At 49.2% G+C, this 23419-nt stretch carries 20 protein-coding genes; 3 read left to right on the top strand and 17 right to left on the bottom strand.

The features are described from left to right. Positions 1–16 precede the first annotated feature (16 nt). From WH45_RS06810 to WH45_RS06795, 4 genes are all read right to left on the bottom strand, one after another. Complete coding sequence (locus WH45_RS06810; protein ID WP_046213624.1) at positions 17–709, bottom strand: ABC transporter permease; 693 nt, start codon at positions 707–709, stop codon at positions 17–19. Further along, complete coding sequence (locus WH45_RS06805; RefSeq protein WP_046213623.1) at positions 702–1625, bottom strand: ABC transporter ATP-binding protein; 924 nt, start codon at positions 1623–1625, stop codon at positions 702–704. Before WH45_RS06805 ends, WH45_RS06810 begins: the two co-directional genes overlap by 8 nt. Positions 1626–1786: 161 nt before the next feature. Next, on the bottom strand, positions 1787–2725 hold the full coding sequence (locus WH45_RS06800) for a sensor histidine kinase (protein ID WP_046213622.1): 939 nt from the start codon (positions 2723–2725) through the stop codon (positions 1787–1789). Beyond that, positions 2726–3427 (bottom strand): response regulator transcription factor, encoded by a 702-nt coding sequence (locus WH45_RS06795; RefSeq protein WP_046213621.1) that lies wholly within the window; start codon positions 3425–3427, stop codon positions 2726–2728. 879 nt (positions 3428–4306) lie between these two features. Here WH45_RS06795 and WH45_RS06790 point away from each other — a divergent pair. Then, a complete protein-coding gene (locus WH45_RS06790; protein WP_046213620.1) occupies positions 4307–6382 on the top strand; it encodes a molybdopterin-dependent oxidoreductase in 2076 nt (691 codons plus the stop codon). A gap of 123 nt (positions 6383–6505) precedes the next feature. Here the strand turns inward: WH45_RS06790 and WH45_RS06785 are convergent, their stop codons facing one another. From WH45_RS06785 to WH45_RS06725, 13 genes are all read right to left on the bottom strand, one after another. Then, positions 6506–7534, bottom strand: coding sequence for a GGDEF domain-containing protein (locus tag WH45_RS06785; protein WP_324292921.1), 1029 nt, complete (start codon positions 7532–7534; stop codon positions 6506–6508). A gap of 304 nt (positions 7535–7838) precedes the next feature. Further along, positions 7839–8639: a class I SAM-dependent DNA methyltransferase gene (locus WH45_RS06780; protein WP_046213665.1), complete on the bottom strand. Its 801-nt coding sequence runs from the start codon at positions 8637–8639 to the stop codon at positions 7839–7841. Positions 8640–8733: 94 nt separating this feature from the next. Next, the gene (locus WH45_RS06775; RefSeq protein ID WP_046213619.1) at positions 8734–9654 is read right to left on the bottom strand and encodes a CvfB family protein; all 921 of its coding nucleotides are present in this window, start codon (positions 9652–9654) and stop codon (positions 8734–8736) included. Beyond that, a complete protein-coding gene (gene rsfS, locus WH45_RS06770; RefSeq protein WP_046213618.1) occupies positions 9651–9998 on the bottom strand; it encodes a ribosome silencing factor in 348 nt (115 codons plus the stop codon). Before rsfS ends, WH45_RS06775 begins: the two co-directional genes overlap by 4 nt. After that, the gene (gene yqeK / locus WH45_RS06765; RefSeq protein ID WP_082096566.1) at positions 9999–10583 is read right to left on the bottom strand and encodes a bis(5'-nucleosyl)-tetraphosphatase (symmetrical) YqeK; all 585 of its coding nucleotides are present in this window, start codon (positions 10581–10583) and stop codon (positions 9999–10001) included. Further along, positions 10564–11157: a nicotinate-nucleotide adenylyltransferase gene (gene nadD, locus WH45_RS06760; RefSeq protein ID WP_046213617.1), complete on the bottom strand. Its 594-nt coding sequence runs from the start codon at positions 11155–11157 to the stop codon at positions 10564–10566. Before nadD ends, yqeK begins: the two co-directional genes overlap by 20 nt. A gap of 55 nt (positions 11158–11212) precedes the next feature. Beyond that, entirely contained in the window at positions 11213–11509 is a 297-nt protein-coding gene (gene yhbY, locus WH45_RS06755) for a ribosome assembly RNA-binding protein YhbY (RefSeq protein WP_046213616.1), read from the bottom strand. A gap of 21 nt (positions 11510–11530) precedes the next feature. Next, positions 11531–12403, bottom strand: a complete 873-nt coding sequence (locus WH45_RS06750; protein WP_200897664.1) for a shikimate dehydrogenase — start codon at positions 12401–12403, stop codon at positions 11531–11533. A 32-nt stretch (positions 12404–12435) separates the two neighbouring features. Next, a complete protein-coding gene (gene yqeH / locus WH45_RS06745) occupies positions 12436–13563 on the bottom strand; it encodes a ribosome biogenesis GTPase YqeH (RefSeq protein WP_046213615.1) in 1128 nt (375 codons plus the stop codon). Continuing rightward, positions 13560–14087 (bottom strand): YqeG family HAD IIIA-type phosphatase, encoded by a 528-nt coding sequence (locus tag WH45_RS06740; protein ID WP_046213614.1) that lies wholly within the window; start codon positions 14085–14087, stop codon positions 13560–13562. Before WH45_RS06740 ends, yqeH begins: the two co-directional genes overlap by 4 nt. Positions 14088–14271: 184 nt before the next feature. Beyond that, entirely contained in the window at positions 14272–16491 is a 2220-nt protein-coding gene (locus WH45_RS06735) for a transglutaminase domain-containing protein (RefSeq protein ID WP_046213613.1), read from the bottom strand. Next, positions 16488–17744 (bottom strand): DUF58 domain-containing protein, encoded by a 1257-nt coding sequence (locus tag WH45_RS06730; protein ID WP_046213612.1) that lies wholly within the window; start codon positions 17742–17744, stop codon positions 16488–16490. Before WH45_RS06730 ends, WH45_RS06735 begins: the two co-directional genes overlap by 4 nt. Positions 17745–17748: 4 nt before the next feature. Beyond that, the gene (locus tag WH45_RS06725) at positions 17749–18708 is read right to left on the bottom strand and encodes an AAA family ATPase (RefSeq protein WP_046213611.1); all 960 of its coding nucleotides are present in this window, start codon (positions 18706–18708) and stop codon (positions 17749–17751) included. Between the two features lie 281 nt (positions 18709–18989). Between WH45_RS06725 and WH45_RS06720 the strand changes: the two genes are divergently transcribed. Both WH45_RS06720 and WH45_RS06715 read left to right on the top strand, forming a co-directional pair. Then, positions 18990–20063: a M42 family metallopeptidase gene (locus WH45_RS06720; RefSeq protein ID WP_046213610.1), complete on the top strand. Its 1074-nt coding sequence runs from the start codon at positions 18990–18992 to the stop codon at positions 20061–20063. A 436-nt stretch (positions 20064–20499) separates the two neighbouring features. Further along, positions 20500–22932, top strand: a complete 2433-nt coding sequence (locus WH45_RS06715; protein WP_046213609.1) for a right-handed parallel beta-helix repeat-containing protein — start codon at positions 20500–20502, stop codon at positions 22930–22932. The last annotated feature ends 487 nt before the right edge of the window (positions 22933–23419 follow it).

Below are 23419 nucleotides of genomic sequence, written 5' to 3'. Positions count from 1 at the left end.
TGCAGTTTATTGCCCATTATGCAATATCGGTCGTCTCCACATTGCGAATGGACAGATAGGCAGACAGCAGACCAACAGCAGCCAGACTCACAGGAACAGCTGTAATGGCAAACATTGAGAAATCATTGCTGGTAGCACTGGTAAACCCTACAATCAATACGGCAGATACGAGTGTGGCAGGTACGGATTTGCGGCGCATTCCGATATACAGCGGGATGAGGCCAATACCTGCAGATGCCGCAGCACTGATCAATACGCTGAGGGCATTACGCATGAAAATATCGGAAGTCATCGGTTCAGCCAGGAAATGAAGCACTTTGTTCATCAGATAGAAAATGCTTCCCATAAGTATGTTCGACAGCAGGATCGTTGCAAAGGTAAAAATGATAATCAACAGCACTTTGGCCAGCATAATTTTCTGTCTTTTGATTGGATACATGAACAGCACGGAAATGGACTTGGTCTTGTATTCTTCCAAAAACAGCCTGGTAATCAATACGGCGGCAAATACGGTGAAGGTCGCCCGCACCACGCTGCCAATAATGCTGAATGCCATATCATAACTTTCAAAAGGAATATTGCCGTCATTTTTTTCGAGCACGTAAATGAGTACCAATAGGGACAGAAAGCAAAGATTGGCGATAATTACGCCTTTCATATAACGCCATAAGTGATATTTTTTGATTTCCAATCGGAGTAATTTAAGCATGTTTTAGACCTCCGTCCAGTAGATTGACAAAATAATCTTCCAGCGAGTGACTCTTTTTCTTCATTTCTTCAATATTGACTCCATTGATAATAAATTGCTTGGAAATCTCTGCCTGTGTTATGGACAGATTATAAATGCGTATCCGGGAATCATCGATTACTTTGAAATTATCGATACATAGAACTTCTTCCAGCACATACACTGCTTTTTTGACATCATCACTCAGGATTTCGATATACTCGGTATTTCTTTCATGAATTTCTTTGACGGTAATCTCTTCAATAAGCTGGCCCTTGTTAATGACACCGATTGTATCGGCAATCTGCTCCACTTCACTCAGAATATGACTGGAGATGATCATGGTAATCCGGTATTCGTGGCACAGCATCTGGAACAGACTGCGCAGTTCTTTGATGCCGATAGGGTCCAGTCCATTGATGGGCTCATCCAGAATAAGCAGTTCCGGTTTGGTCATAATCGCACGAGCGATACCAAGGCGCTGCCGCATCCCGAGGGAGAAGCTTTTTACAGGCTTGTTATTCACATCCTGCAGATTTACAAGTGTCAGTGCTTCTTCAATCGCCTGATGATCATAATAACCGGCATATTCACAATGCAGCTGTAGATTCTCACGCGCGCTCAGCTTTTCATAAAATACCGGGAATTCGATAATGCTGCCGATTCTTTTTAACATCTCATAGGAATGCTCGGTCACTTTTTCACCGAAAATCTCGATCTCCCCGCTCGTCGGTTTGATCAGATTGGTCATCATTTTCATAACCGTTGTTTTACCTGCACCGTTGGGACCAAGAAAACCATAAATTTCTCCTTTTTTAACACTCATGTTTAAATTGGAGACTACTTCATGACCATCGTAGCTTTTGCTTAATTGATGGGTTTTAATTAAATATGTCACTGGATTTCCCTCCTAAGTGTAATGGATTACTTATACTTTTACTTTACAGGAGTGAAATTGCTTTTTTATTAATCAACTCTTACTTATTCCTTAATTTCGTGAGAAAGGAATACCTATCCTCGATATCCCCTTTATCCAGTAGGGTATTCTCGATAATTGGATTATGTGGTGTATCGTTTAAGCATTACGGTAAATACCGTCTTTTCATAAGGCTTACTGACAAATGAAATCTCTCCGCCCATTTTCTCCACGAGACGCTTGGTAATGGTTAATCCCAGACCACTCCCCTGGTATAGTCGGTTTCTTGAATCTTCCAGCGTATACATGCGCTCAAACACACGATCTTTGTGCTTTTCGCTAATTCCCTTACCTTTGTCCCATACATCGATACATATATGCTGATTCTGCTGATGAACCGACAACCCCAGTACTCTTCCCTCACTGCCGTACTGAACCGCATTTGATAATAAATTGTTTAATATCCGGTTTAACTCTTCTTCATTTCCATAAGCCATATAATGTTTGTCATCCGGAATATCGATGACGACTTCAATATCCTGAGCAGTCAAAATATCGTAAAAGCTTAAAATATTCGCTTTGCAAATCTCACTTACGTCAATTTTGGAAATTTCGATATCGTGATCACCGGATTCGAGCTTGACCAGATCAAAAAACTTTTTCATTAAGCTGAGCACTTCGATCGTCTTGTCATGAACTTTGGCAAGCAAAACATCCACTTGGGATCTGGTTAGTGTAGGGTCATTCAGGATGACCTCAATGTAACCAAGCACAACCGTAAGTGGAGTACGCAAATCATGTGAAATATTGGATAACATTTTACGGATGGATATTTCCATCTGATAGTAGGAAGCGACCGTTTTCTGATTTTGCTCCAACAGCCGGTTAATCTCATTCAAAAGGGTTTTCAGATGAATATCCTCTGTATGCAGCAGCAGTTTTTCATCTGTATGTTGATTGGTAATGGCTTGTAATTTGGTACAAGCATAAAGAAGATTAGCCTGCTGCTGCTTATAGCGATGATGTTGAAATAAAACCAGCAGTACAAGCATAATGATGACAAGCCCCAGTATAATATCCATTTAAAATTCTCCCAGCTTATAACCGATGCCCCATAATGTTTTGATATAGCGGGGAGTAGAAGGATCATCTTCAATCTTTTCACGCAGTCTTCTCATATGTACATTAATTACATTGTTGTCACCGTAGTAATCTTCACCCCAGACCAGATTATACAGTTGGGCCTTGGTAAATACTTTTTTGGGGTTAGTCATGAATAATTTCAGGATTTGAAATTCTTTGGCAGTGAGTTTAATTTCATCCTCGCTTTTGTACACGGCAAAATTATCCGTATCCAGATCCAATTCACCCACATGGATCTTTTCTTTGGTCACTGTTGTAATAACAGGATTGGAATATTGCAGTGCACGCCGGATATTGGCTTTTACCCGGGCGGTTAATTCAATCATGGAAAATGGCTTGGATATGTAATCATCGGCTCCAAAACCGAGTCCAAGGGCTTTATCAAGATCCCCGTCTTTTGCAGACATAATCAGAATCGGTACCATGCTCTGTGACCGAATAATTTTCAGAATTTCTATCCCATCCAATTTGGGAAGCATCAAATCCAGCAAAATGATATCAAATATATCTTCCGAGAAGGCCTGAAGTGCCTGTTCCCCGTCATAAGCACAGCTAATATCAAAACCTTCTTTGGCAAATTGAGTCTGGATCAATTCACTGATAGATACATCGTCTTCAATCAATAAAATTCGATTATTCACTTGCTGTTCCCCCTTACGTTCATTGTCAATTTTATTCTACCTTAGATTGTATTGATTTTACAATTTTATATTTTATTGATAATTATGTGGATTGAAAGGAATATTATTACTTTGGTTAATCGAGTGAATCGTAGCATTTTTTCATACAGATAGGAGATTTATGCATTGTTGTTCAGCAAATAATACTTATAAAAGTAACTTAAACTTATAAAAGTATAGGTGTATAGTATAGATGCACATACTACTTTTAGCGGTGTAAACAGAACCCCATCTCGCAAAAAAACTCCTATCTTCAGCATATACATCGCCAGGATAGAAGTTGAGTTGGGCAGCGCTGTATATCAACTGGATCGTGCTGCCTTATTATGTATTTATTTTATTTCGGTCAATGCAGAAAAGGATTATCTCTTGCTTCAATAAAAAAGTGATTCGGGGTTCAGCAAAATATCTTACATTAAAATACTACCATTCCATTGCTTTTACAACCGCACCGATACATCTTCTTACTGTACACCCATCCTTCAGCTGCTGACGGCCTTAGTAGTTAGCTTTAAAGCAAAGAGTATAGATAATGTAAACCAAAAGAGCCTCTTTCCCCAGGTACGGAAAGAGGCTCTGTACAGCTTGGAAATTGCCGAGTTATCGCAAGGGCAGCCCTTTCCGCTCTCTGCACAGAAAATATAATGAATATGTAGCTGTAAGGTTGTGCAATAATAAGGAACACGCTATGATATGTAGCAATGTAAGCTTGACTAAATTTGTCGATTCGACAATAATTCTTCTTGATTCTAATTAAACCCAGTAACAAAGTCGACATTAAAGAGAATCTCTTTGGAATAAAATTTAAAAGAAATACTCACCCGAAAGGAGCAGTGATTCATGTCTGCTTATACGCAACAGCCGGATGGCGTCTTCAAAACGGTCTGCTCACTGGACTGCCCGGATCAGTGCGGACTGCTCATTCATAAAGAAAACGGCAAAATCACCAAAATCGCCGGCGACCCGGAACATCCGGTTACCCGTGGCAATATATGCAACAAAGTACGGCATATGGCCGAGCGTATCTATGATGATCAACGTCTCACCCAGCCGCTTAAACGGATAGGACCCAAAGGCAGCCGCCAGTTCGAGCCGATTACATGGACAGAGGCGATCGAGATGATCACTTCCCGCTGGAAAGGCCTGATTGAAGAGCATGGTCCCGAAACCATCCTGCCGTACAGCTTCTATGGCAATATGGGCAATATCAATGCGGAAGGCATGGATCGGCGCTTTTTCCATCGCCTGGGTGCCAGTCAGCTGGAGCGTACAATTTGTACGGCAGCCGGAGGAGCCGGATTCAAGTATACGATGGGCGGCAGCATAGGAACCGACCCGGAAGACACGGTGCATACACGATTGTTTATCCTGTGGGGAATCAATGCGGTCAGTACCAATATGCACCAGATTACCCTGGCTCAGCAGGCACGCAAGCAGGGCGCCAAAATCGTCGTCATCGACGTGCACCGCAATCAGACCGGCCGGATGGCGGACTGGTTCATTCCGATCCTCCCCGGCACGGATACTGCACTGGCGCTTGGGCTGATGCATGTACTGTTCGCCGAGAACCGGGTAGATGAGCATTTTCTGCATGAATATACAATCGGGCATGAACAGCTGCGTGAACATGTGAAGTCCTATGATCCGGTAACCGTATCCGGCATCACAGGCGTTCCTGTGGATGACATTTACAAATTGGCCCGTATGTATAGCGAGACGGCCCCGTCCATGATCCGCATCGGCAATGGGCTGCAGCATCATGATAACGGCGGCATGAATACTCGTGCGATTACCTGCCTATCCGTATTAACCGGCCAGTGGCTGGTGCGCGGTGGCGGAGCGATCCGTTCCAATTCTGCTTATCTGGCTCATAATGCAGCCGCTCTGCAGCGTCCTGATCTGCTGCACAACCGCAATACCCGTTCTTTTAACATGAACCAGCTGGGAAGGGCGCTCACCGCTGCCGAGCCGCCGGTATATTCCCTGTATGTCTACAGCTGCAATCCGGCTGTCGTAGCGCCTCGTGCTGCACAGGTGCGTGAGGGACTGGAGCGGGAAGATCTGTTTACAGTGGTGCATGATCTGTTTTTGACGGAGACAGCGGCATATGCGGATATTGTACTGCCTGCCACTTCAGCCTTTGAGAATCTGGATTTCTATACGTCCTACTGGCATCATTATATACAGATCGGTCAGCCGGTGATCGAGAATTATGGACAAAGTAAATCCAATACCGAAGTGTTTCGTCTGCTGGCGGCTGCGATGGGCTTTGAAGAGCAAGCGCTGCAGGACAGTGATGAGCAGATGATCCGCCAGGCGCTGGCTCATCCGGGCAATCCGCATTTGCAGGGAATTGATTATGAGGGACTGCTGGATCATCAGTATCTCAAGGCGAACCGTGCCACCATTTACCCGGAGCGGCTGGATACGCCAAGCGGTAAGGTGGAACTATACTCCAGCACCATGCTGCAGCATGGTCTGCCGCCGCTGCCGACCTATATTCCGCTGCAGGAACAGGACAGTCACAGCTATATTTTCATACCGGGTCCGACACATAATTTCCTGAATTCGACCTTCTCCAATAATGCCAAGCATGCCGGTATGGAAAAGCTGCCGCGGCTGTTTATGAACACGGCTGATGCCGAGCGGGAAGGCATCGTTGATGGCGATACCGTCATCGTCTCCAATCGGTACGGCTCCTGTGAACTGATCGCCGCTGTCGGCGAGACGGTGCTGCCCGGCGTGGTGGTCAGCCAGGGACTATGGGCCGACACCCCGGATCATCAGCCGTCTCATCTGGTGAATGCACTGACTCCGGACCGCCTGTCTGATATGGGCGGCGGTGCCACCTTCTTCTCGGGTAGAGTCGATCTGCAAAAAAAGCAGGCATTCATTCCTGCCGAATCGTTCGGTTAAACTAATCGGCTGACAAGAAGATTATTCAACTTATAATATGGCCAAAAAATGACCCAAAAGGCTGTCTGCTCCTGGTACTCACAAGAGAGACAGCCTTTTGGGTTGTTTGTCTTAAATCAGCTTTTACTCTGCCGGCGTACAGTCAGCCAGCGCTACCCGATTGCGTCCATTTTCCTTGGCCTGGTAAAGTGCACGGTCCGCTTCGGGAAAGAGCTGCTCCGGCGCGGTCAATGGATAACAGCTTACTCCGATTGAAACGGTCAATTGGATGCTCTGTCCCTCTTCCAGCACAAAGGTATGCTGTTCCATTGCGGTCCGGATCTCCTCTGCCAGCTCTACTGCCTGTCGCTCATCACACTCGTTCAGAATAACCGCAAATTCTTCTCCACCTTTGCGGGCGCAGTAGTCTCCCGGTCGAATCGTCCGGCCCAGCACTTCGGCTACCTGTACCAATACCGTATCCCCGTTAAGATGCCCGTAACTATCGTTAATTTTTTTGAAAAAATCGATGTCTACGACCAGCAGGGCAAATGATCGCTGATGCTCCCTGGCATCAACAATCGTCTGTCGGAACAGCCGGTCAAACGCACGCGGATTGTATAACTGGGTCAGAAAATCATGATTGGCCGCTTCCCTGGTCATAGTGAGCGTATCATCGGCCCGCTGGATATAGCGGATGATATAATAGGCGAACAGCCCGGCACAAATATATAACAATCCAAAAAACAGATTCAGCTCAATATGTGTAATCGCCTGCAAAATGGTGACAGCCACGATATAAACCAGCAAAGTAGCGATAATCGCTCTGAACCAGATTTTCAGCGAGGTCTCCCGTGGGCCGCGCATGCACAGTGAGGTAACGACATACGTAAACATCGCATTGCCAAACCCGACCCATGAACTGAATTGCAGCGGCTCTCCGCTGAACAGACGATACACGCCTATCATAATCGCCGAGATCAGCCCACTCCAGGCTCCGCCATAATAAAAGGAAATCATAATAGCCAGCTGGCGAAAATCCACCATAACCGTATTATCTCCGGTAGAGAAACGGATTGAGAAAAAGCTCATCATGCAAATGCCAAGCAAGCCTGCAAATACTCCGGCAAGCACTGGAATCATCCAATTTACTCTCTGTAATTTTTGATCCATAAATTTCAGAAAAAGATTTCCGAAAAAAAGGACAGTCGTCAAAAAGGTAAGATTGTTGAACAATGTCTGAATAATCGTCTGCATATATCGTCCCCATCATCGTAGCATTGAATTGCCTTCTTGTTTGTATTATCGGGTTCATTTTATCGGTTGTATTTATTATACACAATTCATGCTTCGACAAATATCATCATTCTTTTTATTTTACCGACTATTTAAATTGTATTGTCTATATGTACGCACAAGTAAAAAGCTCCTGAGACAGGAGCTTTACATATTATTCCGTTTTTTTGTCATGCCCGTCTTATTTGACGGCGATAAAAAATAAACGGGCGGCATCATCGCTTGCTTCGATCCATTCAAAGTCGGCATAACATTTCACATCACGGAAGCCGGCTTTGTACAGCTCGGTACGCAGCCAGTCCTGTTCATAGGCACGCTGGACATGTATTTCCTCAAAGCGTTCATACAGCGACTGGCTGTCTTCATTTACCCGGGCAAAAATCGTCAGATGATGCTCAATCTCCGTGCGGGCCGTATCATACTCACAGGTCCACAGATAGGAGATCGACCGGTCATCCAGCATAAAGGGCTGCTCTTCATCATATCGGCGCAGCGTGCTCGGATGATGCACATCAAAAATAAACGTACCACCCGGCTTCAGACCGGCATAAGTGGACTGAAACGTATGCACAATATCTTCCGGTTCGGTCAGGTAATTCAGACAATCGCAAAAGGAAATGACGCTGTCTACCGGCTCAGGCAGCTGCCAGCTGGTCATGTTCTGGCAGATCCACTGGACACTGCCATCCTGGAACAGCCGGTGTCCCTGCGACGTTGATTCCATTTTGTCACGGGCGACCGAGAGCATATCCGACGACAGATCAATTCCAGTCATTCGGAAGCCGGAGTTCACCAGCGGAATGGTAATGCTGCCGGTACCGCAGCCCAGCTCGGCTACCGTACGCGGCATTCCATATCGATCCCAGGCTTCACGTACAAAACGCAGCCAGTCCGGATAAGGCATGTCTTCCATCAACTCATCATATACATAGGCAAACTTGCGGTATGGCACTGCTTTAACCGTCCTTCCCTGTTTTTGCATGCCGGTGATCATGGCTGATGCAAAAACAGAAAGGTCCGGACTGCGGGATGCAGTCCTAACCTTTCCGTCTGTAATTGAAAATCAATCGTTCCCTTTATTGCTGGGATTCCTGTGTGCCTTCAGCGGCAGGAGCATCCTTGTCCACGATACGTGTCCAGTTCTGATCCTGTACGACAACGCCTTCTTTCATCAGCTTGCCGAGTGCGCGCTTGAAAGCTGCTTTGCTGATGCCAAAGCGCTGCTTGATGACATCCGGTGGAGTCCGGTCCGAATAAGGCATTGCCTTGTCCGGGCGATCCAGCATAAAGGACAGCAGACGCTGGGAGTCTTCATCACGTCCGATTTCCTTGCGCTGGATCATGGACAGATTCACACGTCCGTCTTCCTCGCGTACCTGGGTCACGCGTACTTTGACCCGTTCCCCCAGGCGCAGCATCCGGCTGCGTTCGTTCTGATGAATCAGACCGAGTACGCCGAAGCCGAGTACGCCGCCATCCACGAGTACAAATGTACCCATCTGGAGCGGCTTGTACACCAGCGCTTCCACCCATTCATTCATCCAGCTGGTTGGTGCATGGAATACAAGCGGATTGAATTCCTCTTCACCGGCGAGACGGGCGAGCAGACGACCCTGACGGTCATGCTGCATCACCACATACACCTCGTCACCGATCTGCGGACGCAGTTCCGGCTTCTCCGGCAGTTCGCTCATCGGCAGCAGCAGCTGGCGTCCAAGCCCCATTTCCAGAAAAGCACCCAGACGCGGATGCAGATCGGCGATCTTCAGCTTGCCCAGTTCTCCCAGAGTCAGCAGCGGCTTTTTCATCGTAGCGGCCAGACGATCTTCGGTATCATGGAAAATAAATGCTTCCACCCGGTCGCCGACTTTTACTTTGCCGATCAGTTCGCTGTAATGCATCAGTACTTCCTGCTCACCATCAGTCAGGAAAAAGCCATAAGGGGATACTTCACGCCCGATGGGAAGCGTGACAATCGTTCCTGCTTCCAGGCTCATACTTTCTCCACCACTTTGGCGTCGGACCACAGACGCTCGATATTGTAATATTCGCGCTCGTCGCGATGGAAAATGTGTACCACGACGTCACCCAGGTCGATCAGTACCCAGCGTGCCGCGTTAACGCCTTCGATACCACGGATTACTACATTGGCATCATGGGCGCGCTTGCGCACCTCGGATGCGATCGATTGTACCTGTGTATCCGAGTTACCATGACAGATTACAAAATAGTCGGCTACCAGCGAGATTCCTCTCAGGTCCAGTGCCACCAGGTCGTGAGCTTTTATACTTTCGGCTGCGTCAATTGTCATTTGCAGCAATTGTTCCGGATTTAATGCCATTTAAAGTTCTCCCTCCAATTCAAGTTGTTTGACCAGATCATTTCTGGACAATACCGTTAACGGGTAAATCACCTGACGCCGCGCCAGCAGCAGATTAATCGTGGAATCAAATCCTGCGACCAGTCCGGCTTCCAGACTGGTCTCCGCCAGACGGCGAATATGGTCGACTCCCGGAAAATCACGGCCAGGTTCAATATAATCCGCGAGACAGATGACCTTTTCCAAAGTCGTCATGCCTACGCGGCCGGAGGTATGATAGCGGATGGCATTGAGAATCTCCGTGTCTTCAATACCGTATTCGGTCTCGGCGACATAAGCGCCGATCTCCGCATGCCACAGCGGCTTATCATATAACAGCAGTTCATCATTGAGCGCCTTGTCGCGGAGCAGCTGCTCCTGACGGTCACTCGGCCAGTATTTGGCCACATCGTGTAAAATGGCGGCAAGATCCGCCTTGTCGGGGTCTGCCCCATAACGCCGGGCGAGTACGACAGCAGACTGCATGACACCCTCGGTATGGCGCCAGCGCTTTTCCGGCATTTGAGAGGAGACGGATTGAATGAGTTCAGCGCGTGTCAGATTCATAGAGTCCACTCCTCTTGATATATTCATACACATGATCGTGCACCATGTAACGGACGGTTTTGCCGGCAGCGAGACGTTCACGGATGTCTGTAGAAGAAATATCCACCTGCGGCATATTGACCAGCACCACTCTCGGCTGCAGATAGGCAGGCATGGTCTCCGTATGAATGACCGAGCCCGGACGCCCTACACCAACAAAGGTCAGACGCCGGGCCAGCTCTTCGATGCCATGCCACTCGGTCAATGAGTTTACCATGTCCGCTCCGATAATAAAGTAGAATTCATGCTGATCATACCGCTCCTGCAGCGCACGGATTGTCTCAATCGTATAGGATACACCGCCGCGGACCAGCTCGATATCGAGCGTACGGAATGCCGGATTGGTGCCAATGGCATGCTCCACCATCTCCAGACGCTGCTCTCCGCTTACACCGGCCGCATGCTTATGCGGCGGAATATGTGACGGCATGAACCAGACTTCATCCAGTTCGCAGCCTTCAAGCGCGGCCTCTGCGGCGAGCATATGCCCGATATGCACAGGATCAAATGTACCTCCCATAATACCGACTTTCATGAACCCACCACCGAATCATTTTTTATTCCAGCAAAATCGGCTGCCTGACTTTGACTTAACCTCTAGGCAATTCGATCTGCTTGTGATCTTTGGACTCTTTGTACAGAATGATTGTGCGTCCGATAACCTGTACCAGCTCGGCTCCTGTACCTTCAGCCAGCTGCTCGGCCAGATCTTTTGGCTCTTCCAGGCAGTTGTTCAGTACGGATACCTTCATCAGTTCACGTGTCTCGATCGCATCCAGAACGTGACGGACGATACCTTCATTCATACCGGCTTTACCGATTTGGAAAATCGGGTCCAGATGATGCGCCTGACTGCGCAAATAACGTTTTTGTTTTCCAGTTAGCATTGTATATCCCCTTAATTATAATTAATGATTTGCATGGTTCAGTGCTTCCAGTACCGCGCTGTGCATCAGCGACACCGGCGCTTCCTGTCCTGTCCAGTATTCATACGCATACGCGCCCTGATAAATGAACATACCCAGTCCGCCTACCGTCCGGCAGCCCCGGGCACGTGCTTCACGCAGCAGGCGTGTCTCCATCGGATTGTAAATGAGATCACTGACAATAATGCCTTCCGGAATCAGCTCCGCGGCTACAGGCGTCTCGTCCATATTCGGATGCATACCGATCGAGGTCGTATTAATGAGTATATCGGTCTGCGGCAGATACTCTGCCAGCTCTTCATAGGTCGCTGTCTGCATCTGTGCATCGGAAGCGTTCAGTTCCCGAATCAGTTGTGCTGCTTTGTCCACCGTACGGTTGATGAGCGTAATACCGGCGACATTTTCCTTGAGCAGCGCATAGACAATCCCTCTTGCTGCTCCTCCGGCGCCCAGTACGGTCACCCGCTTGTCGGCCAGTTCCCCGGCTTCCTCACGCAGTGAACGCACATAGCCGATGCCATCGGTATTATATCCTTTCATCCGTCCATCACGGATCACTACCGTATTCACCGCTCCGCAGCTGACTGCGGATTCGTCCAGTTCGTCCAGTAGCTTCATAATCTCCACCTTATGCGGGATGGTGACGTTGAAGCCTGTGAACCCAAGGGCACGGGCGCCTGTGACCGCCTCGGCCAGATGATCCGGCTTGACGTGCAGCGGCACATACATTCCCGGCAGTCCGGCCGCTTCCAATGCGATATTATGCATTACCGGGGACATGGAGTGGGCGATCGGATCACCCATGACTCCGAGCAGCAGAGCAGCCTGCTTGTTGGCCTGATTACGGTCAGTCATTATTCTCATCCTCCTCATTACTTACGAAATGATCAGATCAGCGACGGACGCATCATCACTTTGACGCCTTTTGGCAGATGTACGGCAACGAGTGCGCCGTCCGTACTGTTAGCTTTGATCCAGCCCAGTCCGGAGATGAAGATATCCGTCGGTTTGCCTTTGGGAATACGTAGCTCGTGACGTGTCCACGCCGGCAGTTTGTCCAGATCCGCTTTGACCGGCGGAGCCAGCATCTCACCTGCATGGTTCGCATACAGTTCATCTGCGCGCTCCAGCTTGGTGCGGTGGATTTTGAGGCGATTATTCAAGTAGAGGGTAAAAGACTGACGTCCTCCCTGAATATAGTCAAACCGTACCATCGCACCGAAGAACAGAGATTGTCCTTGATTTAACTGGTACACAAGCGGCTTGAGTGGTTTGTCCGGCATAATCGCAGCCAGATCCTGCTTGTTCACCAATTCGGTATAACGGGATTCGTATACAATTCCCGGTGTATCGATAATATAATGACCGTCATCCAGCGGAATATTCACCGTATCCAGTGTCGTACCCGGATAACGGGAAGTGGTCAACTCTTCTTCCAGATCGCTGTAATCGGAGATCAGACGGTTAATGAGCGTCGATTTGCCGACATTGGTCGCGCCGACCACATAGACGTCGCGGTCACCGCGCATCGAGCCGACAATATCCAATAGACGATCAAACCCGGTATTCTGCTTGGCACTGCACAGTACGATATCTTCGACTTTGAGTCCAAGTTCCTTGGCTTCCTTCTGGACCCAGTTGCGAAGCTTGTTCCAGTTGGTTACTTTGGGCAGCAGATCGATCTTGTTGACCGCCAGTACTACAGGATTATTGCCTACAAAACGCTGCAGTCCGGAAATCACACTACCGTGAAAATCGAACAGGTCGACAATATGGATGACCAGTGCATCCTGTTCCCCTACTTGACCAAGCAGACGTAAGAATTCACTCTGATCTACCGTTACTGTCGACGATTCATTGTAGTTACGTATGCGGAAACAGCGCTGACACAGCAGTGGTGTCCGTTCAAGCGCCTGTGCCGGTATATAGCCCGGATGATCCGGGGATTCATTCTGCAGCACGATACCGCAGCCGCTGCATTTGGTTCCAGCGGTTAACCCGCTAAGTTCTGTCATTTATTGCGTTCCTCCTCAGCCCATAAGCCTTTTTTGCGAAGTCTTGTTCTTGCCAGCCGTTCCACCTGACGATTAAACCGGGTTCGCCAGCCCTCTTCATTGAGAGCGATTGGCAGCACCAGAACTGTGAATAAGCCCAGACGATTCCCTCCATACACGTCCGTCAACAGCTGATCCCCCACAACGATCGTCTGATCATCGCGGCAGTTCATCAATTTCATCGCCTTCCGGAAAGGGGCATTGGACGGCTTACGTGCTGCATGCACGAACTTAATATCCAGCGGAGTGGCAAACAGGGAGACCCTGTCCATTTTGTTATTGGATACAATAATCAGTTCAAATCCGTACTTTTTTACTTTGGCGAACCATTCTATCAGTTCAGGCGTAGCCGTAGGTGATTTGGCACCGACCAGGGTATTGTCAAGGTCCGTAATGATCCCCCGATAGCCCTGGGCGTACAGCTTTTCCAGATCAATATCAAATACTGTATTTACACGTAATTTAGGAATGAGTAATTCAAACAAGCTTTATTCACCTCGATTTCATACGACAAACTATATCATAAATTTAACCACTCTGACAAAAAGAAACGCCGCTATGCGGCGTTATTTTGAACTTCATGGTATTTTTTTGATCGGGATACTCTGGCTCACACGATATCGACCGGTGCTCCATCGAGACCGGCCGATACGCACTTTATCCATTATACTACTTTGCGGCAGATTTGCGCCATAACTTTCGTAAATCCTGCAAATGCTGCTTCATCGATACCCATTCATCCTCGGTAACCACCTCGGGACTGTACTTGGCCCGTTCAAACAGGGCCAGCAGCGGGTCCAGCACTCCGCTCAGTTCGGGACGCATCTCCCGCCAGCGGCTTACCGATTCCCGCAGGGTCTCATGAGATTGACGATCCATGCCATGCCGCTTCATCCAGCTCAGCCAGCGTTTGGATTCCGCCATGATTTTCTGTTGTGGTGTCATCGGTTCTCCGTAGCGAATACGCGTATAGGCTGCTTTGAGCTGGCGACGGTAACGATACAGCATGAATCCGGTCCATGCAGCGACCAGCACTGCCGCTGTCCAGACGACAGCTGGCGATACGGCACGATCCGAAGCCTGCACAGGAGCCTTGGTATCTTCCGCTTCCGGCTGCGGTGCAGTTTCTTCCTGCTCCGGTGTATCCGGCGTCGCCGCAGGTGTCTGTACACTCTCGGTCAACAGCGGCATATCAAAGCCCGGCGTTGCTTCCACCGGAATCCATCCATACCCGGCAAAATAAATCTCTGCCCAGGAATGGGCATCCGCATTGGTCACCGTATATTCGGTTGCACCGTCAGGGAAATAGTCATTGGTGACATAGCCGGACGCCTGACCGGGCGCATAACCTTTGACCCAGCGTGCCGGAATATCCAGCGAGCGGGCCATCATGACCATGGCAGTGGAATAATAATCGCAGTACCCTTCCTTGATCTCAAACAAAAAGCTGTCGACAAAGTCGCTGCTTTTTTGGCGGGAAAGATCCGGGTTGTTCGTATAGGCATAATTATTTTGCAAATACTGCTGCAGCAGTTCGATTTTGCGGTAAGGCGTCTCTGCCGAAGCAGTTACTTCCTTTGCCAGATCTTTGACCCGTTTGGGGAAATCCGACGGCACCTGCAGATACGGCTCCAGCGATTTGCCGGCATACAGCTGGTTGTAGGTTTCCTTTTCCAGATCGGCTACCGGTACGACAGGTACTCTCGATACGAGCGAGTAGGATTCCGGGTACTGCCGATTCTGCCGGGTCTGGCTCCAGTGCACCTCACCGTTGTTGCTGCGCCAGTCCAGTTGACTCGTATCATCTCCGCCATTGACGTCTTCGATGCGAGCAATCGTATACGCACCGAACAGCACCGGATAGGTCGTATTGTTGTCCGACAGCATTTTTACCTGCTGCTTGACGCTGCGCTTGTCTTCATCCGAACTCTCATCCAGCGACAGCTCGTCTCCGGCTTTTACCGGATCCAGCTCCCGCCAGCCATTGCCGGAACGATCAATCCAGCCCGTACCCGAATAGGCCAGACGGGTCTCGCCGCGCCAGTAACTACGGCTGGTAGTGCTCACCGTCATTACCGGCGTGTAGTCAAAGTTGAAGCCGCCGCCCAGATTGGAGTCTTCCCGGCTGTAGCCGGAGGAAGCACCCTGTCCATCCAGCGGACTCGAGCCATTAATGGTAATAACCGACTCGCCGCGCCAGTTTTTCCAGGCGGTATACGGATCTTTCAGTGTCGGCTGAATCTCCGGCATATTGATCCCCGCTAGCAGTACAATCGAGAAAATTACGGCGATATTAAACATGATTTTGAGCGGATATTTGCGCAGATGCTTCCAGCCTTTGGGGAATCTCTCCTGAAAATAACGGAAATGATTGCTCACGAGCCAGCCCATTCCGGCAAATACCACCCAGGCAACTTCCTGCCATAATGTCGCAGCCGTAAAGGAATCAAGAACGGCCAGCGCGATAATGTTCGTACCGACAAACATGATGATCGCCCGGCGCGACGTACCGATGCGCGCGGAGACCTCCAGCAGCACCCAGGCAGAGATTACGAACCACACATAGGAACGAAGCGTCTCTATGAACAGTTCCAGATTCGCCATCGGCGATTCGCCGGGCTGCCAGTGATATATACCATAATAATCTAGTGCGTAATATACCACTACAATAACCGCCACCAGCTTGATCAGCAGCCGATACCAGGCGTTGACCGGCAGTACAATATCTATAACTGCAACAGCAGCCATCGTTCCGAGTACGAGTAATGTCGTCTCGGTATACCAGATGTCTGCCGCATATTGAATCCATTGATAGGCAATAATCATCACCCATAACAGGCACAGCGAGTAATACCAGGAGCTGCGAATACCGCTCCACCACTTTATCATAGGGCTCTCCCTCCTAAAACCACCGGCAGCTGATCCAGGGAATTCAGCGCATAGCTGGCCACACCCCGGATATGATCAACGGCAGGTTCCTGTCCGGCGGATTCCTGCTCCTTGCCTTCGATCCGGATCTGTACCGGATTCATCTGACGCATTCGTGCAAACTGGAAAATCTCCCAGGCTTTGTCACCGCGCAGCGGACTGATCAGGACAAACAGCGAACCTGCAGGGAACAGACGTGCATCCCGCTCCAGCTTATCCAGCAGCTCGCCCCGGCCATCCGCCATAATATCTACCAGATGCACCTGCATCCGGTGCCAGTCTGCCGCTTGATCCGTCGGCAGGAATGAATAATTGTCTTCACCAATTGTAAATAAACCCATACCCATTCGCTCGCGCATGCCGTATTCCAGCATGGACGAAGCGACCGATACCGCCAGCTCAAACTGGGTACCCGATTCATAATGATCGGCCATCCCATCCAGCACAATGACGGTCTTGGGCAGTGCTTCATGTTCAAATTCCTTGGACTTCCAGATCCCGGTACGTGCGGTCGCGTTCCAGTGAATCCGGGAAATACGGTCACCGTACACATAGTCACGCACTCCGTTGATCTGGTTAGTCTCGGGACGGGACATCAGCTGCGAAGTCTGCTGTCCGCCAAGACGCGAGTGACGAGAACCCATTTCCCAGTAAGGAACAAAAGCTGTCCGCGGCAGCACCAGAAATTCACCGGGAGCGTTGAACTTGCCCTTATTCTCCAGCAGTCCGAAAATATCTTCACTGATACACTCTGTTCCATAGAAACGATAACGCCCGCGCTCCAGCGGCGGCGTCTGGAACAGCAGCTCTCCCTTGCCTCTCATGCTCGGAATCAGACTCTCCTCAAATGACCATGATTCGCCGTTATGACGCTTCAGCGTCTCACGGACAATCACATACGGCAGCGGCAGGAAGCCCGGAATGGTCACACTCAGGCGCACCTGCACCTGATCGCCCGCATGGATAATCTCGCTATGATCGCCGCCGATAGACAAATGACGGCTGCCCCGCGCACGTCCCACGCCGCGAAAGCCTCCGCCAATCAGATAAAGGGACAGCAGTGTGACCATGGAGAACAACATGACCGACGTTTTGCCGCCCTGAAAAAGCATATACAACAGGCAGCCGATCCATACCAGCACGACGAGCCATAATTTGGATGGCTGATGCTGGCGCTGCAGATTCAGCCGCAAATATGAAAATAGTGCTCTCATGGTATTATGGCCCCACCGATACAGGAGCCGGGATCTGCTCCAGAATCTGATGCATAATCCGGTCTGCGCTCATGCGCTCCATCCGTGCTTCCGGACGGGCAAGTATACGGTGACCGATAATATAAGGCGCCAGACGCTTCACATCATCCGGCAGCACAAAATCGCGCTCATGAATAAAGGCGTACGCTTTGACTGCCATCATAAAGGACAGCGTCGCCCGTGGACTTGCACCGAGCAGTACCGAACGGTGTTCGCGCGTCGCCCGGATAATCCGTACCAGATAGTCGCTGACGGATTCATCCATATGCACCCCGCGAATCTCCTGCTGGATATCCGCAATGCTCTGCATATCGGTGACAGGCTCCAGACGGTCAACCGGCTGTCCGGCCACTCCCTGCTGAAGCAGCAGATTTTTCTCGGTCTGCTCATCCGGATAACCGATCGTAATCTTCATCATGAACCGGTCCAGCTGCGCTTCCGGCAGCATATAGGTTCCTTCAAAATCAATCGGGTTCTGGGTCGCACACAGCATGAACGGATGCGGCAGCGGATGAGTCTCGCCATCGACCGTCACATTGCGCTCTTCCATTACTTCCAGTAGTGCCGACTGCGTCTTGGTCGTGGCCCGGTTGATCTCGTCGGCCAGCAGAATATTGGTCATAACCGGACCCGGACGGAAATAAAACTGCTCATCCCGCGGGTGGAAAATGGACACGCCGGTAATATCGCTCGGCAGTAAATCGGGATTGCACTGAATCCGGCGGTATTGACCGCTCATCGATTTTGCGAGCGCTTTGATCATTTGCGTCTTGCCTGTTCCGGGAACGTCTTCAATCAGGACATGTCCGCCTGCGAGCAGAGCAGTCAGCAGAAGCTCTATTTCAAAAGACTTTCCAAGTATGCATGATTCCAGGTTGGATCTTACAGCTGCGATGACTTGCATCGATTCCTTACGTGCCGGCATATATTGAAAACCTCCTACATCAGGTTCATAGATTCAAAGTCGCCAGTCAGCAAATTCGACAATCCTTTTGCCCTGCCGCTGGCTTATTCTTACTATATAAGAATATTTCATAACAGAAATATGGTTATAACGTATATTGTACATGAACGATAGGGCGTAGTCACTTTTGGATGGAATAAATATAGTTACATGTCCCAAATCTCCACGAGTATGGTTGGACATTTTTCGACAGTACCCTCATACTGGTATGAGCCAAATTATGCTAAGGAGTGAACGATGGAATGGATCAACACACACTTCAGATGTTTAAACAATTAACCGAATTCCCGGCCGTATCCGGCTTTGAACGGGAACTGCGGCAGCTGGTCAAGGAGAAAATGTCTGCCTATACAAATGAGTTTGTGCAGGATCGGCTGGGAAGTCTGTTCGGCGTGCTACGCGGCGAAGAGAATGGCCCGAAGATCATGGTAGCCGGGCATTTTGATGAAGTAGGCTTTATGGTGACAGGCGTTACGGAGCAGGGGCTTGTGCTGTTTCAACCGCTTGGGGGCTGGTTCAGCCAGGTCGTGCTCGCCCAGCGGCTGCACATCATTACCGATCATGGACCGGTAACCGGTGTGGTCGGCTCAACGCCTACCCATCTGCTCAGTCCCGAACAGCGTAATAAACCGGTGGACATCCGGACCATGTATATCGATATCGGTGCCGATGACCGGGCGGAAGCTGAATCGCTCGGTATCCGCCCCGGTCTGCAGATCGTGCCGGTGTGTGAGTTCACTCCGCTGGCAAATCCCAAAAAAATCATGGCCAAAGCCTGGGATAATCGCTATGGCGTCGGCCTGGCGATCGAACTGCTGCAAGCGCTGCAGGGCGAAAAGCTCGGCGGCACGGTCTATTCCGGTGCTACGGTACAGGAAGAGCTGGGACTGCGCGGCGCTCGTACAGCGGCACAAATGATCCAGCCGGATATTTTCTTCGGACTGGATTGCAGTGCCGCCAATGACATGACAGGTGATCGCAATGCATTCGGTCATATCGGCAAAGGCGCACTGCTGCGCATCTACGATCCGACCATGTTCACCCACCGCGGAATGGTGGAATATATCCAGGATACAGCCAGTACCCATCGGATTCCGGTACAGTACTTTGTCTCTCAGGGTGGTACGGATGCGGGAGCGGTTCATCTGAGTGGAATTGGCGTTCCTTCAACCGTCATCGGGATCTGTGCAAGATATATTCATACCTCTTCTTCCATTATTCATACGGATGACTATGATGCAGCCAAGGAACTGCTGATTCGTCTTGTCAAAGGAATGAATGCGTCCACATACCAGACGCTGCTGGAACGGGCCTAACTCTCCGATTTTCTCGCTGCTGTACCTTATTGGTGCAGCAGCTTTTTTGCTTTTCCACCGGATATCCTATCGTGCGATCTATATGGGCCAAATAGCTGCCTCTCTTCTGTATCCCTCTATGCTCTTGTTGAATGATGTGCCGTATTACTCCATTATAACCCGGCGTCACGCCGCTTCAATCCACTTCAACGTACAGTTTCCCAACTATTTTTTGATAAAACTTTATTATGAGAACAGGAAGTTATCATCTCTCATTTTAAAGACTTAGTGCTATATTTTATCATATTTATAATATTTTTGGATTATTTTGCCCAAAATTGTTTCAAATCAATTATATTTTATTATATCAATGCAGGTAACACTTTATCACTTCGTAGTTGTGCTGCTCTTATTCTGAGCCGCTGTTCCCTATTTTCCAAAGAGAAGGAGTGAAATCATGAATCGCAGTCGTTATGTGCTGCAGCTGTTATGTATAATAACCGGCATATTGCTGCTGCTGTCTACAGTTGTTCCTGTCCACGCTGCCAATAGTGGACCTTATTCCGGGATGGATGATTCCAGTCCACTTCAGTCCGAACTCTCTCCTGTCACACCGGTGAACATCTATGTCTCTCCAACAGGGAGTGATGCCCTGAATAAGGGTACCCTGGAGAGCCCGTACCGTACCCTGGGCAAAGCGCGTTCTGTTGTCCGTGATACGTATGGGCAGCGTCCCGAGGGTGGAATTACCGTCTGGCTGCGAGAAGGCCGCTATTCCCTGCCCGCTTCGCTGAATCTGAAGGAAGAGGATTCCGGATCACCCGGCAGTCCCGTCATTTATCGCAGTTATCCGGGGGAGCAGGCCATCGTTACTACAGCCAAAATCATCCCGCCCGCTGCCTGGAAACCGCTGAATCCTGAAGCTGCTGCCCGTGTTCATCCCGACGTCTATGCCGGAGATTTGCGGGAGCTTGATCTGACGGCACTCGATATCCGCAATATTCAGGGATTTCCCGGAGGTACTACTTTTATCCAGGAATGGGGAATTCCCGATCTCATCGTTAACGGGGTCAGACAGCCCATCTCCCAGTGGCCAAATCCCAATCAGGGAGTCGGCGGTGGACGTCCCGGCTGGGCCACCATGAATGGATCGGCGGATGCCCAATCCTTTTATTATGGACCTGGCGGTCAGCCAAAAGACGCCGTGACTACCAACGACCTGGATGCAGATGGAACCGCACGCAGCAGCCGCTGGGCCGCTTCGGTAGCCCAGGGACATGACCTGTATTTACGAGGCTTCTGGCGAACCGATTTTGATCCGGTCATGAGCAAGGTAGAGCAGATTGATGTGAACCGGAATACCATCCGGCTGGTCGACGTACCGGAAGGCGGTATGGGCTCCAAGTGGAGTCAGGCAGCCCCTGGCATGGAAGAACCTGAATCACCGGGTCCCTCTGTCATGAGCAGTACCTATGCCTATGCGCCATGGGACAGCCCTCCTGGCGTAAACGATAGTGTATACGGAGCAGCCGATACGGTCGTTCAGGATGTATACACCGAACCGCCAGCTCCGCCTACGGTAACCGATCAGGTCTACCGGGTAGGTACCGGCAAAGAAGAATGGCAGGCGGTCAATCTGCTGGATGAGATTGATACGCCCGGCGAGTGGGCACTCGATTTTCATGATCGCAAGCTGTACTACTATCCAAACGGCAGCATTGCAGATCAGGATATTATCGTCGCTGACCGTTCCGAACCTATTATCGAAATGTATAATGCCTCCTATATCCAGCTGGTCGGACTTACAATTGAAGGTGGCATGAATAACGGAATCGAGCTCCAACACTCCCATCATATTACGATGGCAGGCAATACGGTACGCAATGTGGGCGGTGGAGGCATTCTCGATTATTACGGACATCACAATGTCATGCGAAGCAATGATATCTATGAGACAGGAAGCTTCGGTATCAGCGTTGGTCATTCCGGCGACCGGATGAATCTGATTCCTTCCCGCACCCAGATTGTAAACAATCATATTCACGATATCGGCAATCTGATCCATCTGGAAGGCATGATTATTACCGAATCGATCGGCATGACGATTACGCATAATCTACTGCATCATATGCCCAAGCATGGTATCCGCTATGCATCGAGCAATGACCTGCTGTTTGAATACAACCGGGTGCATCATGTCTCCCTGATCGATGGAGATGCCGGGGCCTTTTATACAGCGAGAGACTGGTCCTCCTATGGCAATGTACTGCGTTACAATCATATTGCCGACAGTCCACGAGCCAACGGATTCTATGCCGATGACGGAGACAGCGGAGATACCTATTATAATAATGTGATCAGCAACGTCTCCAAAGCCTTTATCTTTGGCGGGGGCCATTACAATCAGGCTTACGGCAATCTGATTATCAATGCCGCTTCGGTCCAGATTGATGATCGCGGCATTCAGCGCAATTATACGCCGGACAGCGAACAGGCCCAGCCACTGCTGGAGAAGCATCCTTTTGAGGAACCCTGGAAAAGCTATGGTACGGTGCTGGCCAGTACCTATGGATATAATACACGTAACCTCTGGCAGGATGTACTGGATCCCGACTGGAATCCGGAGTATCCAAACGGTTCCCGGTTTTTCGATAATATACTGGTCGAGACCGGATCTATAGCCGGTCCCAAAAAAGGGGTAGTCATGATTGCCCATAATACGCGAATCAAGGATATCCGGCTGACCGATCTGCAGGGATTCAGCAAAGTCACATCTACTGTTCAGCCGAAGACCCGCAATACAGCCGTACTGTCTGTGTTCCCAGACATTAATACTACCTATTCACAGATCGGACTTTTCAAAGACCAATACCGCCCTGCTCCATCCTGAATTTATATTGAAATATGGAAATAAACAGTTGACTATTATAAAAAGTATATCTTATTCTGCCCCTGATGAACTCAGGGGCATTTTTATGTAAGTTCTTTCCACCTGAAATCTTGGGAGTACAGGGATAGACCGGGATAATCGGCTAACTGACTTCCTAAAAAGAATAAAAAATGGCTGCTGTCCAGATCCCTTTTTCCTACATTTATAATCTATTATTTATAGAAAATATAGGAATTATTGTATAATATTCGTTTATTTTTTACATATTATACTTAAATATATTAAAAGGAACATTTTTACTTCACCTATGAGAACTAGAAATCATAGGAACTCAGAATCATCAAACTTTTAATTTAAAATTTTCCATACAGGACTTTAGATATTCTTTCTAACTACACCCTTTAGTCTTTCCCGGATTAAGTAAAAATGTTTCTATTTTTCATATGATTTACTGACCAGATCGCTAAGCGGTACAATCACACATCAG

The organism is Paenibacillus wulumuqiensis, assembly GCF_000971965.1.
Classification (GTDB): Bacteria; Bacillota; Bacilli; order Paenibacillales; family Paenibacillaceae; genus Saccharibacillus; species Saccharibacillus wulumuqiensis.
This window is presented reverse-complemented; position numbering and strand designations above follow the sequence as displayed.

Excerpts from the sequence above, each read along its gene's own strand:
- WH45_RS06810 (WP_046213624.1), bottom strand. The coding sequence starts at position 709 with ATGCTTAAATTACTCCGATTGGAAATCAAAAAATATCACTTATGGCGT.
- WH45_RS06800 (WP_046213622.1), bottom strand. The coding sequence starts at position 2,725 with ATGGATATTATACTGGGGCTTGTCATCATTATGCTTGTACTGCTGGTT.
- WH45_RS06790 (WP_046213620.1), top strand. The coding sequence starts at position 4,307 with ATGTCTGCTTATACGCAACAGCCGGATGGCGTCTTCAAAACGGTCTGC.
- WH45_RS06785 (WP_324292921.1), bottom strand. The coding sequence starts at position 7,534 with ATGGATCAAAAATTACAGAGAGTAAATTGGATGATTCCAGTGCTTGCC.
- WH45_RS06780 (WP_046213665.1), bottom strand. The coding sequence starts at position 8,639 with ATGCAAAAACAGGGAAGGACGGTTAAAGCAGTGCCATACCGCAAGTTT.
- WH45_RS06775 (WP_046213619.1), bottom strand. The coding sequence starts at position 9,654 with ATGAGCCTGGAAGCAGGAACGATTGTCACGCTTCCCATCGGGCGTGAA.
- rsfS (WP_046213618.1), bottom strand. The coding sequence starts at position 9,998 with ATGGCATTAAATCCGGAACAATTGCTGCAAATGACAATTGACGCAGCC.
- yqeK (WP_082096566.1), bottom strand. The coding sequence starts at position 10,583 with ATGAATCTGACACGCGCTGAACTCATTCAATCCGTCTCCTCTCAAATG.
- nadD (WP_046213617.1), bottom strand. The coding sequence starts at position 11,157 with ATGAAAGTCGGTATTATGGGAGGTACATTTGATCCTGTGCATATCGGG.
- yhbY (WP_046213616.1), bottom strand. The coding sequence starts at position 11,509 with ATGCTAACTGGAAAACAAAAACGTTATTTGCGCAGTCAGGCGCATCAT.
- WH45_RS06750 (WP_200897664.1), bottom strand. The coding sequence starts at position 12,403 with ATGACTGACCGTAATCAGGCCAACAAGCAGGCTGCTCTGCTGCTCGGA.
- yqeH (WP_046213615.1), bottom strand. The coding sequence starts at position 13,563 with ATGACAGAACTTAGCGGGTTAACCGCTGGAACCAAATGCAGCGGCTGC.
- WH45_RS06735 (WP_046213613.1), bottom strand. The coding sequence starts at position 16,491 with ATGATAAAGTGGTGGAGCGGTATTCGCAGCTCCTGGTATTACTCGCTG.
- WH45_RS06730 (WP_046213612.1), bottom strand. The coding sequence starts at position 17,744 with ATGAGAGCACTATTTTCATATTTGCGGCTGAATCTGCAGCGCCAGCAT.
- WH45_RS06725 (WP_046213611.1), bottom strand. The coding sequence starts at position 18,708 with ATGCCGGCACGTAAGGAATCGATGCAAGTCATCGCAGCTGTAAGATCC.
- WH45_RS06720 (WP_046213610.1), top strand. The coding sequence starts at position 18,990 with ATGGATCAACACACACTTCAGATGTTTAAACAATTAACCGAATTCCCG.
- WH45_RS06715 (WP_046213609.1), top strand. The coding sequence starts at position 20,500 with ATGAATCGCAGTCGTTATGTGCTGCAGCTGTTATGTATAATAACCGGC.